This window comes from Neogemmobacter tilapiae (assembly GCF_014652215.1).
In the GTDB taxonomy this organism is placed as follows: domain Bacteria; phylum Pseudomonadota; class Alphaproteobacteria; order Rhodobacterales; family Rhodobacteraceae; genus Neogemmobacter; species Neogemmobacter tilapiae.
Genome location: NZ_BMYJ01000001.1, coordinates 403,158 through 417,012, shown reverse-complemented (window position 1 = coordinate 417,012; position 13,855 = coordinate 403,158). Strand labels below are relative to the sequence as shown.

The following is a 13,855-nucleotide window of genomic DNA, read 5'->3' as shown; positions in this document are numbered from 1 at the left end:
TTTTCTAAAGGCTTAAGGAATGATCCGCGAATATTTCACGCCGGCCAGCGAGGCCCCGGCAATCATCCCCTGCTGGCCAAAGACCAAGGCCACCACCTGGTCCAGTTCCGTCGTTTCCTTGCCGATGCTGCCCGCCGATTCCGGTGTCGCATAGCGGATGTCGGCGCTGGCGGCCCAGCCACTGCCCCGCCGGAATTCGGCCAAGGCCCCATCATTCATAAAGAACAGCGCATGGGCATATTGCTGCGCCCCGATCTGCAAACCAAAGCTCGCCTTCGTCGCAGAATAGTAATCCACCGTCACATCCCGAATGCGCAAAGCCCCGCGACCGTAAGCCCCGCCATAGATAAAGCCCGCCTCGGTCACCAAGGGCATATACAAAACCCCCGCCGCCTGACCCGCCATATTCCGCGTATCGGGATAGTTCTGGAACAGAAAATCGCGTGTCGCATCCACCCGCGCGTCAATGGTCGGTGCCCCATTGCTACCCACGCCATTGGCACAGCCGCCCAACAGCAAGGCCGCGCCGCCCGATTGAATCAGGGTTCGTCTGGAAATGGTCATCTGCTTGCCTCATGCCTCTTGGCGCGGCTTCTTTGTCCACGCAATGCAACAATTCTAGCGTGCCATGGCCGATCTGTCACCAGATTTGGCGCCCTTCGGCAGCTTACCGCCCGCCCAATCCGCCCTGCTCGCCCCGCAACCGGCTAGCCCCGCAAAAGCGCCGCCGCTTCTGGCGCGAAATAGGTCAGCACGCCGTCGCACCCTGCACGTTTAAAGGCCATCAGGCTTTCCATCATCACGGTCTGCCCATCGACCCAGCCGTTCTGCGCCGCAGCCTTGATCATCGCATATTCGCCGGACACCTGATAGGCAAAGGTCGGGGCCCCAAAGGCGTCCTTCACCCGGCGGCAGATGTCCAGATAGGGCAGCCCCGGTTTCACCATCACCATATCCGCCCCTTCCGACAGGTCGCGCGCCACCAGACGCAAGGCCTCGTCTCCGTTCGCCGGATTCATTTGAAAGGTCTTTTTGTCGCCTTTCAACAGGCCCGAAGCCCCCACTGCATCGCGGAACGGCCCATAAAAGCCGCTGGCATATTTCGCTGCATAGGACATAATTGTCACATCCTTGTGGCCGGCGCTTTCCAGTGCCGAACGGATCGCGCCGATCCGTCCATCCATCATGTCGGACGGTCCCAGAATGTCAGCCCCCGCTTCGGATTGAATCAAGGCCATCTTGACCAAGGCCTCGATGGTCTCATCATTCAGGATCACGCCATCCCGCACCAAACCATCCTGACCCAAGGCATTGTAGGGATCCAGCGCCACATCCGTCATAACCACCAGTTCAGGAAAGGCGGCTTTGATCGCCCGGATCGCCCGGTTCGTCAGGTTTTCAGGGTTCCAAGCCTCGGCGCAATCCAGCGTTTTCAGGGCGGGTTCAGTATAGGGGAACAGGCAAAGTGCAGGAATCCCCAAGCCCACGGCCCGTTCCGCTGCCACCACAGCCCGGTCAATCGAAAGTCGGCTTACCCCCGGCATCGACGCGATCGGTTCTTCGATCGCTGTCCCCTCGCGCAGAAAGATTGGCCAGATCAGATCATGCACCGCCAGTCTGTTTTCTTGCACCAAATTCCGCAGGGCGGCGCTGCGTTTTGTGCGACGGTGGCGGGTGGCGGGAAACGGGGCCTGAACCGGGGTCAGGATGGGGCGCATCGGCGTTCGACCTTCGTATCGGGGCGGATTTCGGTTCGCAAGAACCGCCGCCATTGCAGTAAACTTTCAACGGTGGCATGGATATCAGCGAAAGCTGCGGGGCGCAAAGGCGGATGCCGGATCACCCTGCTGGCCAAGGCCAAAGCAGGAACCGCACAGTGGAAGTTCTGAAACTTGTGACCGAAGTGATCGACCTCAGGTCGTTCTCGAACCTGTGGTACTGGATCGCCTTGGCGGTCTTTTGGTCCTCGGCCAGCCATTTCGTGCTGGGTGTGCCCTTTGATATGGTGATGCGCGCCCGGCGAGAAGGCAGCGAAGAGGCGGCCGATCTGGATGTTCTGGCCCATATCCAGATCCGCCGGATGCTGCGATATGTCGATCAGGGCGGGGCGTATTTCGTGGTGGTTGCGACCTTCATCCTGTCGATGCTGGTCACCTGTGCCTTTTATTATCAGATGGAATTCGCGCAGGCGATGTTCTGTCTGTATTTCCCTTTGCTGATCATCATCGCTATCACGGTCTGGTCGGCGCGCAAGATTTCGCGGCTGGAAATGACCGGGCCTGCGCTGCATAAGCAATTGTTGGTGACGCGGCTGATCATCCAGGGGCTGGGCATTCTGGGCATCCTGCTGACCGCCCTTTGGGGCATGTATGTCAGCCTTACAATCGGCCCGGTTTTCAAATAAGGCTTGCCGCTCTGCAAAAGGAAGACTGACGCATGACCGGCGAACGCATCATTCTGGGCGGGGCTCCCGAAGGCTTTGACGCGCTGCTTTTGCTGCGCGAGTTGGAAAAGGGCCGTCCGGTCATCCACATCGCCCGCGACGACAAACGGGCCGAGGCGATGCGCGCGGCGCTGGCAGTGGCCGGGCCGCAGGTGGCTGTGCTGGAGTTTCCGGCCTGGGATTGCCTGCCCTATGACCGATCCTCGCCCAACCCTGACATTTCCGCCCGCCGCATGGCGACGCTGGCGGCGCTGGTTTCGGGCCTATCTGGCCCCTTTGTCCTTTTGACCACGCTGAACGCCGCCACCCAGCGCCTGCCCGCCCGCGATGTGCTGCGGGCGGCCTCGTTTCGGGCCGATGTGGGCACCCGCGTCGATGAAGCCGCATTAAAAGGCTACCTTGCGCGGATGGGCTATTCGCCCGCGACGACGGTCGCGGAACCCGGCGATTTCGCTATTCGCGGTGGGATCATCGATATTTACCCACCGGGGCAGGCAGGGCCGATCCGGCTGGATTTCTTTGGCGATGTGCTGGATGGCGCGCGGCGCTTTGATCCGGAAACCCAGCGGACGGTGGAAAAGCTTTCGACAGTTGACCTTTCCCCCGTCAGCGAAGTGGTGCTGGACGAAGCCGCCATCACCCGTTTCCGCCAGACCTATCGCATCGAATTTGGCGCGGCGGGCACCGACGATCCGCTGTATGAGGCGGTCAGTGCGGGGCGCAAGCATCAGGGGATGGAACATTGGCTGCCGTTCTTTCATGACCGGCTTGAGACGATCTTTGACTATCTGCCCGACGCTTCCGTCATGCTGGACGACCAGATCACCCCCGCCCGCCTGTCGCGGTGGGAGGGCATCGAAGACCAATATGATTCACGACGCGAGGCGATGACGGCGAAGGGCCGCATCGACACCGTCTATAAACCCTGCGCGCCCGAGCTTTTGTATCTGGACGACAAGGCTTGGACACTGGCTGTCGACAACCACCGCGTCGTGCAACTCTCGCCCCTGGCCCAAGCCCCCGGTCCGGGCGTGCTGGACGCCTCGGGCCGTATCGGCCGGAACTTCGCCCCCGAACGCCAGTTGGAAAACGTCAGCCTTTTCGGGGCTTTGGTTGATCACATTCGCGCCCTGCGCAAAGATCATCAGGTCGTCATCGCCTCATGGTCTGACGGCGCCCGTGAACGCCTGCGCGGCCTGCTTGCCGATCAGGGCCTGACCGAGGCTGAAAATATCACCGACCTGCGTCAGACGCCTAAGGCGAAACTGTCGCTGATCGTCTGGCCGCTGGAGGCCGGTTTTACCGCCCCCGGTCTGGCCGTCATTTCCGAACAGGATGTCTTAGGCGACCGTCTGGTCGCCAAACCCCGCCGCAAGCGCAAGGCGGAAAACTTCCTGCGTGAGGTCGATACCCTTACCCCCGGCGATCTGGTTGTCCATGTCGAACATGGCGTTGGCCGCTACCTTGGCCTTGAAACCATCGTCGCCCTGAAAATCCCGCATGACTGCGTCGCGCTGGAATATGCCGAAGGCGCGAAACTTTACCTGCCCGTGGAAAACATCGAACTGCTGTCCCGCTATGGCCATGAAGAAGGCCTTCTGGATCGTCTGGGCGGCGGCGCTTGGCAGGCGAAAAAGGCCAAGCTGAAAGAACGCATCAAGGAAATCGCCGACCGCCTGATGCGCATCGCCGCCGAACGTGCCCTGCGCCATGCCCCCATTCTGGAAGCGCCGCATTCCATGTGGGAGGCCTTCTGCGCCCGCTTTCCCTATACTGAAACCGATGACCAACTGGCCGCCATCGAAGATGTCGTGGCCGATCTGGAAAAAGGCAGCCCGATGGACCGTCTGGTCGTGGGCGACGTGGGTTTTGGCAAGACCGAGGTCGCCATGCGCGCCGCCTTTATCGCGGCTCTGGCGGGGATGCAGGTGGCCGTCATCTGCCCCACCACGCTTCTGGCCCGCCAACACTACCGCAGCTTTGCCGAACGCTTCCGCGGCTTTCCCATCAACGTCCGCCCCCTGTCTCGCTTTGTGTCAGCCAAGGACGCCAACCTCACCCGCGCCGGGATCACCGATGGTTCCGTCGATATCTGCGTCGGCACCCATGCGCTGCTCGCCAAGGGCGTCAGCTTCAAGAACCTTGGCCTGCTTGTCATTGACGAAGAACAACATTTCGGCGTCGGCCACAAAGAGCGCCTGAAAGAAATGCGGTCGGAGGTCCACGTCCTGACCCTGACCGCCACCCCCATCCCCCGCACCCTGCAACTCTCGCTCACCGGCGTCCGTGACCTCTCGATCATCGCCACCCCCCCGGTGGACCGTCTGGCGATCCGCACCTATGTGTCCGAATTCGACACCGTGACGATCCGCGAGGCGCTTTTGCGCGAACGCTTCCGCGGCGGGCAGTCCTTTTATGTCGTGCCGCGTATCAGCGACCTGCCGGATATCGAGGATTTCCTGCAAACCCACGTGCCAGAGGTCCGCTATGTCATCGCCCACGGCCAGATGGCGGCGGGCGATCTGGATGACCGGATGAACGAATTCTATGACGGCAAATATGACGTGCTGGTCGCCACAACCATCGTCGAAAGCGGTCTCGACATCCCCACCGCCAACACCATGATCATCCACCGCGCCGATATGTTCGGCCTGTCGCAGCTTTACCAGATCCGTGGCCGCGTCGGCCGCGCCAAGACCCGCGCCTATTGCTATCTGACCACCAAACCCCGCATGAAACTGACGCCGCAGGCGACGAAGCGCCTGCGATTGCTGGGTTCGCTGGACAACCTTGGTGCAGGTTTCAACCTCGCCAGCCATGACCTTGACCTGCGTGGTGCTGGGAATTTGCTGGGTGAGGAACAGTCGGGGCATATCAAGGAAGTGGGCTATGAACTTTACCAGCAGATGCTGGAAGAGACGATTGCCAAGATCAAAACGGGCGAGATTGACGGTCTTTCCCCCATCTCGGACGCCTGGGCCCCGCAGCTCAATCTTGGCGTTCCCGTCACCATTCCCGACAGCTATATCCCCGATCTCGACGTCCGCCTTGGCCTTTACCGCCGCCTCTCGGGCCTGACGACCAAGGTCGAACTCGAAGGTTTCGCCGCCGAACTGATCGACCGTTTCGGCCCGCTGCCGCGTGAGGTGAACACCCTGATGCTTGTCGTCCGCATCAAGGCCATGTGCAAACGCGCTGGAATTTCCAAACTCGATGCCGGGCCAAAGGGGGCCACCGTCCAATTCCACAATGACAAATTCGACAACCCGGCGGGCCTTGTCGATTTCATCCGCGCCGAACAGGGTGCGGCCAAGGTCACAGGCAACAAGATCGTTATGGCGCGGGATTGGAAGACGGAAAGCGACCGTATCAAAGGGGCTTTCCAGATTGCCCGCGACTTGGCAGAAAAAGTTGTCAGGCCCAAAGCCTGATCCTGCGTGTAAAGAGTTTCCGGCCCGTTGCGCCCCCCTTTATCAAATCGGTGCAAGCATGGTTCTGAAAGTCCTTTTCCCCGGCGATTCCGGCAATCTTAACACCCCGGCCTTTCTGGCCGGATATGAGGCGGACACCGTTTATGTCGCCTACAGCACAACGGATTCCAGCTATCTGATTTACACCTATCGCAACAACGACCTGATCGACCTGCGCGATATGAGCGACGACAGCGACGCGGTGGTTTTTGCCGGGGCCGACAATGACACCGTGCTGGGCAGCGCAGGACTGGATCAATATTTTGATCAATCGGGCAACGATCTGGCCCTGCTCGGTGATGGTGAAGATTCCGTCCGCGCCGGTGTCGGGAATGACACGCTCGACGGGGGAGATGGCCGTGATTGGTTGTCCTTTGGGCTGATCTACCGCGACATGGTTTCGGGCTATGACACGGCGCCCACGGGTGTTGTTTTTGATATGGCAAAAACCACCCGTCAGGATCTGGGCTTTTGGGGCAAGGATGTGATCCGCAACTTTGAACAGGTTTCGGGCACGGCACTGGACGACAAGATTTATGGCGACGCCAAAGACAACTACATTGACGGCGACAATGGCAGCGATCTTTTGCTGGGCCGGGCAGGAAATGACACGCTGAAAGGCTGGAACGGCGCCGATACCATGGTCGGCGGACGCGGGATCGACACCTTCGTTTTGGAAGGGCCGCAAGGGGACGTCGTGCGGTTTTTGTCCATCAAGGACAGCGCCGTCAGCAATGTGCTCGGTGCCAGCGACACGTTGGAGTATTTTGGCCTCGGGCAATCCAAGATCGACCTCAGCCGCATTGATGCCAATCCCGCGACCAAAAAGAACGATGCTTTCCTTTTTCGCGGAACCGATGGTTTTTCATCGGCGAGGGGCGAGGTCAGGCTCGAAATCTCGGGTGGTTCCACATTGGTTCATGTGGACATTGACGGCGACGGCGCTTCCGAGATGAATTTTTGGGTGACTTGGGTCACGAACCTGACCGCCAGCGACTTTATCCTTTAGGCACCCCCATCGCCTTGACCGTCACCAGAGCGGCCAAGGCCAGTGCCGCGACGCTGGCGATCAGGGGCAGGGCGGTGCCATCGAACATCAGCCCGATCACTGCCGCCACCGGCACAGCGGCGACGGTCGAAAGCGCCCCCATGACCGAGGCTGCCATCCCGGCGATATGACCCACAGGCTCCATCGCCAAGGCGTTCAGATTGCCCATGGTCAAGCCAATCATAAAGAAAACGCTGATCGTCCAGATCAGATGCAGCGCAAAGGCCACATCCTGCGGAATGGCCCCGCTGATTGTCAGCGCCAGCATGAGACTCGAGGCGACGACCTGCCCGATCAACACCGAAACCACCATCCGCCGCATCCCCAGTTTCACCACCAAGGCGGCATTCACAAAGCTGCCGGAACTGGCACAGATGGCGATGACGGCGAACCAAAAGGGGAATTCGTCGGCCCGGTGATAAATCACGTCCAGAATGGGCTGGGTCGAGGAAAGCGTGCCGAAAAGGCAAGCCTGAATAAAGGCTTGTGCCAAGATCGACAGGCGGATCACGCGGTGCGACAGCACCTCTTTGATCCCCGCGCCAAGCCGCCCAAGGGTCAGGGGGCGTTTTTCTGGCAGGGTTTCCGGTTGGCGCAGGCCGAACCACAGCATCGCGAAACTGGCAAAGACCAGAAAGGCCAGAAACACGGCACGCCAGCCCGCGGCGGCAATGATGTATTGGCCGATGAAGGGGGCCAGCGCGGGGACGATCGTAAAGACCATCATCACAAAGCTCATGATCCGCGCCATCTGGCGGCCCTGATACAGATCACGGGTGATCGCCAGCGACACCACGCGCGGGGCGGCGGCCCCCAAGCCTTGCACGAACCGCGCCGCCAGCACGGTTTCCAGCGTCGGCGCGGCCCAAGCGGCCAAAGCCGCGACCGCATAAAGCGCCACCCCCGCAAAGATCACCGGACGGCGGCCAAAGGCATCCGAGAGGGGGCCGGTCAACAGCGTGCCGAACCCCATGCCAAAGACAAAGGACGTGATGATCAACTGCGCCGCATTCGGCGCATCGGGCGAAAGCTCTGCCGCGATCTGGGGCAGGGCGGGCAGCATCGAGTCGATGGAAAACGCCAGAATGGCAAAAAGCGAGGCGATCAGCGCCACGAACTCGGGGTAGGACAGGCGTTTTTGCGTCATGTTTTCAACCAGACCCAAACCGCCGATCCGACGATGGCGATTTCAGCCAGAAAGCTCCAATGAAAGATAAAGGAAAGCACCCAATGCGACTGCGTCGCGGGCACCTTGATCAGGCTGTAGAGCTGGTCATTGAAGGGCCAAAGCCACAGAATCCCGCCCCCCACAGAATCCAGCACCAGATGCACCGCAATGGCCGCCAGAAAGGCGCAGGCCGGGGCGAACAATGCCGGCCGCATCAGCCGGATCAGGGGCAGGGCGATCAGCGCCACCAAGGCCCAAAAGCCCGGAATATGCACCGGGTAGCGATGGTGATGCACGCTCCCCTGATCCACCAGATGGAACCAGAACATGTCAAAATCCGGGAACACCCCACCCAGCAGCGCCGCCCACAACACCAAACCCCGCCGCGCGCCCATCGCGCGGCCGGTCAGATATCCCGCAGGCAGATGCGCCAAAATCACGGCAACTGCGCCTTCAGTTCCGCCATCACATTCCGCCACATTTCGGGCGGCTGCGCCCCCGACACCACATACTGATCCGCAATCACAAAGGTCGGCACTGCGCTGATCCCCCGTTCCCGCGCATGGCTATCCCGCGCCGTGATCGTATCCCGGTCCGCCTCGCTTGCCAAAAGCCGCGCCATGGCCGCACGGTCCAAGCCCACTTCCCCCGCCAGATCCGCCAGCACGCCCTGATCGCCAATATCCCGGCTTTCCCGCCAATAGGCCCGCAGCACCGCATTCACCATCGGCGTCTGCGCCCCCTCCAGCCCCGCCCAATGGATCAGCCGATGCGCATCCAGCGTGTTCGGCACCCGCTCCACCTTGGAAAAATCGATCACCACCCCGTAACCCGCCGCCGTTTCCTCCACCTGCCGCGACATGGCCTCGGCCCGCTCCATCCCCCCGAAACGCGCCGCCAGATATTCCAGCCGGTTCACCCCTTCCGCCCGCATATCCGGGTTCAACTGGAACGGATGCCATTCCACCGTGAACGGATGGCTCGCATCCGCCTCTAGCGCCCGGTCCAGGTTCGACTTCCCGATAAAGCACCAGGGGCAGATCGGATCAGAAAAGATATCAAGGCGGATCATCGGCAAAACTCCATTTCCCCCTCACTATCCCCCCGCCGAAAACCCCGCAACCGGCCCGGTTGCACATATCCCGTGCAGCCCCTAGCGTGAATGCAGAGGAGAGGCCCATGAAACTCGCCGTCCTGACCGATATCCACGCCAACCGCCCCGCCTTGGCCGCCGTTCTGGCCGATGCCACCGCAAGGGGGGCCAAGGCCTTTGCCATCCTCGGCGATATCGTCGGCTATGGCCCCGAGCCGGGCGCCTGCATCGACCGCATCCGCGCCCTAAATCCCACCATCTGCGTCAAAGGCAACCACGACCACGCCATCGCCCAGCCGTCAGAACCCATGTCCCCCCATGCTGCCACGGCCATCCAATGGACCCGCGCTCAGCTTACCCCCGATCAGGCCGCCTATCTCGCCCAACTGCCCCTGACCCAGCACCTCGATCAAACCCTCTTCACCCATGCCAGCCCCCGCAATCCCGCCGACTGGACCTATATCACCACCAACACCCGCGCCGCCCCGGCCTTTCAGGCCACCGACGCCCGCCTTACCCTCTGCGGCCATGTCCACAAACCCGCCCTCTATTCCATCGACCATCAGGGTATCGTTCGCGAATGCCCCCTCACCCTCAACCAACCCATGCCGCTTCTCCCCTCGCGCCGCTGGCTCGCCGTGGTTGGCTCAACAGGCCAGCCCCGCGACGGATCACCCCATGCCGCTTGGGCCATGCTCGAACCCCACCAGATCACCTTTCGCCGCACCCCCTATGATGTCCAAGCCACCGTGGACAAAATCCGCGCCGCAGGCCTGCCCGAAGCCTTGGCCCAACGCCTGCTGAACGGGAACTGACATGCCCCAGATCCGCCCACACGAAGGCTTGCAAATCGACGGTTTCACCTTGGGGAAAATGCTCCACAAGGGCGGCTTTGCCACCATCTGGGATGTGACCCACCCCGACCAGCCCACACCTATGATCATGAAAGTCCCCACCATCCTTGATGGCGACGACGCGCCGACGATTGTGGGGTTCGAGGTGGAACAGATGATCATGCCCCGCCTTTCCGGCCCCCATGTCCCCCGCCTGATCGCCATGGGCGATTTCAGCGTCATGCCCTATATCGTCACCGAATTCATCCCCGGCGGCAGTCTTCTGCGCAGCTTTGAACGCGGCCCCCGTTCCCTTTCCACCGTTATTGAAAAGGCCGCCCTGATGACTGAAGCGGTGGCCGCCCTGCACGCCCAGCTTGTCATCCACCTTGACCTCAAACCCGCCAATTTCCTGCAAAGGGACACGGGCGAAATGGTCTGCATCGACTTTGGCCTGGCCCATCATGATCAGCTTCCTGACCTTTTGGCCGAAGAATTCACCATCCCCATGGGCACTTACCCCTATATCGCCCCCGAACAATATCTGCGCCGCCGCGACGACCCGCGCAGCGACCTGTTCGCCTTGGGCGCGATGATCTATGAACTGGCCACGGGCCAGATGCCCTTTGGTCAACCCGAAAAGCTCCGCCAAGTCCGCCGCCGTCTTTGGCGCGATCCGGTGCCGCCGCGCGCTCTGCGCCCCGAGCTGCCCGAATGGTTGCAGGAAATCATCCTGCGCGCCCTGTCCGTCGATCCCCGCCGCCGCTATCAGACCGCCGCCCAGATGGCCTTTGATCTGGAACATCCCGCCCAAGTCCCCCTGACGGCCCGCGCCCGCAAAATGCGGCAAGATGGCTGGTGGACCGTCTGGCAAAGAAAGCGCCGCATGGCCCGCCTGACCGACCTTGGCCCACCGCCCCGCCTTTCGGTGCAGGGGCAAGTGCCCATCCTGCTGGTCGCCGTCGATCTTTCCCCGGATATGGAGGCTTTGGCCGATCAACTCCGCCAATCCTTGGGCCGGATGCTGACGATCCAACCCGATGCGCGGGTGGTCTGCGTGAACGTGATCAAGACGGCCCGTCTGGGGATCGACCAGATGACGGATGATGAAGGCAACAACATCCATGTGACAAGGCTGGTCGGCCTGCGCCACTGGGCCGAGGGGCTGAACCTGCCCGACGAACGCCTGACCTTCACCGTTCTGGAACACTCTGACCCTGCGGATGCCCTGATCGACCACGCCGAAAAGGTGCGTGCCAGCCATATTCTGATGGGGGCAAGGGGCTCCGGCGGGGCAAGGCGCTATCTGGGGTCGGTGTCGGCCAAGGTGGTGGCCGAGGCGGGGTGCAGTGTGACGGTGATGCGGGTAGGGGGAGGGACAAATGAACCTTGAAGAACTTGCAGCCACCTTAGAGGCAAAAAACCTTAACCCCGATGAATTCGGAATCGGAGAACAACGGGACGATAGATTCTGCATTACCGATGACAAATACAATTGGGCGGTTTTTCATTTTGAGCGTGGCAAAAGATCAAACGAAGTAACCTTCGCAACCGAAGAACAAGCCGCTCGCTATTTTTTGAGCGTGGTTGATGGGATGATACGTCGTGGATGTACTTAAATGCATCCAGCCTCATCGGGAGCAAATTCACGCATTTTCCCTCACACCACTCATCGACTACGAAAGCAAGCGTAGGGTGCGTGATTTCACGCACCTTTCCTATCACAATTCATCGACACGAAATCGACAGAGCAAAAGGATGGACCTTACCAATGACAGTCTCCTTTTTCGATCTCGGCGTTCCAACATTTTTGCAAACGGTGCGTTCAGTTGGTGTGTGTCTTGATAAGGCCACTGTGCATTGCCGCGAGACTGGAACTGATCCGGATGAACTGGTCAGCGCAAGACTTTTCCCGGACATGGCTCCGTTTTTCTTCCAGATTGAATGCATAGACAATTATTCGGTCTGGGGACTTGATGCGATAAGGGGCAGTGTCTTCAACCCGCCTGACCTTGTCGGACCGGTTCCATTCCGCGCGCTGCAAGCCCGAATTTCCGGAACCGAGGCTGCGCTGACAAACCTCACGCCGGAAGAGGTGAATGCTTGGTCAGGCAAGAAACTTGACATGCAAATCCATACCGATCCGCAGAAGACGGCCTTTGTGGCCGAGACATATCTTCTGTCATTTCTGCTCCCCAACTTCTATTTTCACGCTGTCACCGCCTACGACATCCTTCGTGCGCAGGGGGTGCCCATCGGAAAACGTGATTTCGAAGGTCAACTGCGATCTAACATAAGGTAGCAGGCGCAAGGTTGCGCCTTCATGGCGCAACAATCTTGCCTAACCAAAAGCTAAAAAAACCAAAATAACATTTAAAAACAATCCCTTACACAAGATTTCACGCGTGAAAACCCGCCGAAACCTCCTCCACCCCAACCCGTGCCGACCAATCCCCCCGGAAATATCGCAGCATCAAAAGCCCCGCCGCAGCGGCCAACCCGATGATCAGCCCCATCCAAATTCCCATGCCGCCCCAGCCCACGATAAAACCCAGGACATAGCTGGAAGGTAGGCCGATCAGCCAATAAGAAAAGCTGGCCAGCAACATCGGAACCTTGGCATCATTCACGGCCCGCAAAAACCCCAAGGCCAGCACCTGCATCGCATCAAACAATTGAAACGCGGCGGCCAGCGTCAGCAGGCTGGTCCCGAAAATCAGAATCTCGGCGACGTCGGGTGAGGACGGGTCCAAAAACAGCCGCAGGATCTGTTCCGGGAACAGCAAGATAAGCGAAACCAGCGTCGCACAGATCACCAGCGTCACAACCAGCGCCGCCTTGACCACGCCCTGCATGGCCAGGGCATCACCCTCCCCATAGGCCCGCCCCAGCTTCACCGTCGTCGCGTTGGAAATCCCCATATAGACCATGAAAGCCAGCGCACCGACCTGCAAGGCAATCCCATGGGCGGCCAGTTCAATCTTGCCGACCCAACCCATCATCAGCGCGGCCGCGATGAACAGCCCACTCTCCGCCAGCGCCGTCAACCCGGCAGGCAACCCCAGCCGCAGCACATTCCCCATCGCATTCCAATCCGGCCGCCAGAACCGTTGCAGCAGGTGAAAGCGCCGGAAATCCCGTCCGAAATGCGCGACATACAGCAGGATCAGCGTGGCAAAGATCTGGCTTCCCAGCGTGGCAATCGCGGCCCCCTGCACACCCATTTCTGGCAGCCCGTAGCGGCCAAAGATGAAAACCCAGTTCAGCCCCGCATTCAGAACCACCGAGGCCAGCGTGACCCAAAGCACCAGCCCCGCCTTTTCCAGCGCCGAAAAGTAGCTGCGCAGAACCGCAGCCACCAGCGCCGGAACCATGCCGAACCCGGCAATGCGCAGATAATCCTGCGCCAGCCCCGCCAGTTCGGGTTTTTGCCCCAGGGCAATCAGCAGGGATTCCGACCAGAACAACGGCAGCGCCATGACCAAGCCATAGCCAATGGAAAACCACAGACCCATGCGGGTATCGCGGCGAACCTGAACCTCATCCCCGCGCCCAAGCGCGGTGGAAAGCAGGCCCATCAGGCCGATGCTGACACCCGAGCCGAGTATGAACAGAAAGAAATAGGTCGAGGTGGCCAGAACCAGGGCGGCGAGTTCGGTCACGCCATACCAGCCCATCATCACCGTATCGGTGACATGCAGCGCAAAATTGGCCAGATGGCCGCCGATGATCGGCAGCGACAAAAGGGCAAGCCCACGGGTGTGGGACAGGAAATGATTTTCTTGGGTCATGATGCCGTC

13 protein-coding genes are annotated in these 13,855 nt (G+C 60.5%); 7 read left to right on the top strand and 6 right to left on the bottom strand.

Annotated elements, in window-relative coordinates; genetic code table 11:
* Positions 1-12: 12 nt before the first annotated feature.
* Together IE095_RS02080 and hemB are read right to left on the bottom strand one after the other, a co-directional pair.
* The gene (locus tag IE095_RS02080; RefSeq protein WP_189409877.1) at positions 13-564 is read right to left on the bottom strand and encodes a lipid-binding SYLF domain-containing protein; all 552 of its coding nucleotides are present in this window, start codon (positions 562-564) and stop codon (positions 13-15) included.
* Between the two features lie 143 nt (positions 565-707).
* Positions 708-1,706 (bottom strand): porphobilinogen synthase, encoded by a 999-nt coding sequence (gene hemB / locus IE095_RS02075; RefSeq protein ID WP_189410133.1) that lies wholly within the window; start codon positions 1,704-1,706, stop codon positions 708-710.
* A gap of 170 nt (positions 1,707-1,876) precedes the next feature.
* Between hemB and IE095_RS02070 the strand changes: the two genes are divergently transcribed.
* Genes IE095_RS02070 through IE095_RS02060 form a run of 3 tightly spaced genes read left to right on the top strand, consistent with a single transcriptional unit; the run spans position 1,877 to position 6,922 of the window.
* A complete protein-coding gene (locus IE095_RS02070; RefSeq protein ID WP_189409875.1) occupies positions 1,877-2,404 on the top strand; it encodes a component of SufBCD complex in 528 nt (175 codons plus the stop codon).
* Between the two features lie 32 nt (positions 2,405-2,436).
* Positions 2,437-5,874 carry a transcription-repair coupling factor gene (mfd, locus tag IE095_RS02065; RefSeq protein ID WP_189409873.1) on the top strand — a complete coding sequence of 1,146 codons (3,438 nt, stop codon included), beginning with the start codon at positions 2,437-2,439 and terminating at the stop codon, positions 5,872-5,874.
* A gap of 58 nt (positions 5,875-5,932) precedes the next feature.
* Positions 5,933-6,922 (top strand): calcium-binding protein, encoded by a 990-nt coding sequence (locus IE095_RS02060; protein WP_189409871.1) that lies wholly within the window; start codon positions 5,933-5,935, stop codon positions 6,920-6,922.
* On the opposite strand, the gene IE095_RS02055 is transcribed toward IE095_RS02060, so the two are convergent.
* From IE095_RS02055 to IE095_RS02045, 3 genes are read right to left on the bottom strand one after another with little or no spacing between them, the layout of a single operon-like run.
* Positions 6,912-8,108 carry a multidrug effflux MFS transporter gene (locus IE095_RS02055; RefSeq protein ID WP_189409869.1) on the bottom strand — a complete coding sequence of 399 codons (1,197 nt, stop codon included), beginning with the start codon at positions 8,106-8,108 and terminating at the stop codon, positions 6,912-6,914. The genes IE095_RS02060 and IE095_RS02055 overlap by 11 nt on opposite strands.
* Positions 8,105-8,569, bottom strand: a complete 465-nt coding sequence (locus tag IE095_RS02050; protein ID WP_189409868.1) for a metal-dependent hydrolase — start codon at positions 8,567-8,569, stop codon at positions 8,105-8,107. Before IE095_RS02050 ends, IE095_RS02055 begins: the two co-directional genes overlap by 4 nt.
* Positions 8,566-9,201, bottom strand: a complete 636-nt coding sequence (locus IE095_RS02045; protein ID WP_189409866.1) for a DsbA family oxidoreductase — start codon at positions 9,199-9,201, stop codon at positions 8,566-8,568. The genes IE095_RS02050 and IE095_RS02045 overlap by 4 nt, the downstream gene beginning before the upstream one ends.
* Positions 9,202-9,308: 107 nt before the next feature.
* Here IE095_RS02045 and IE095_RS02040 point away from each other — a divergent pair, with 107 nt between their 5' ends.
* The 4 genes from IE095_RS02040 (at position 9,309) to IE095_RS02025 (ending at position 12,357) form a co-directional block, all read left to right on the top strand.
* A complete protein-coding gene (locus IE095_RS02040; protein WP_189409864.1) occupies positions 9,309-10,037 on the top strand; it encodes a metallophosphoesterase family protein in 729 nt (242 codons plus the stop codon).
* 1 nt (position 10,038) lies between these two features.
* Entirely contained in the window at positions 10,039-11,448 is a 1,410-nt protein-coding gene (locus tag IE095_RS02035) for a bifunctional serine/threonine-protein kinase/universal stress protein (protein ID WP_189409862.1), read from the top strand.
* Positions 11,438-11,674 (top strand): hypothetical protein, encoded by a 237-nt coding sequence (locus IE095_RS02030; RefSeq protein ID WP_189409861.1) that lies wholly within the window; start codon positions 11,438-11,440, stop codon positions 11,672-11,674. Before IE095_RS02035 ends, IE095_RS02030 begins: the two co-directional genes overlap by 11 nt.
* Before the next feature lie 152 nt (positions 11,675-11,826).
* Positions 11,827-12,357: a DUF1993 domain-containing protein gene (locus IE095_RS02025; RefSeq protein WP_189409859.1), complete on the top strand. Its 531-nt coding sequence runs from the start codon at positions 11,827-11,829 to the stop codon at positions 12,355-12,357.
* Positions 12,358-12,454: 97 nt separating this feature from the next.
* On the opposite strand, the gene IE095_RS02020 is transcribed toward IE095_RS02025, so the two are convergent.
* Complete coding sequence (locus IE095_RS02020; protein ID WP_189409857.1) at positions 12,455-13,846, bottom strand: MATE family efflux transporter; 1,392 nt, start codon at positions 13,844-13,846, stop codon at positions 12,455-12,457.
* Between the last annotated feature and the right edge of the window lie 9 nt (positions 13,847-13,855).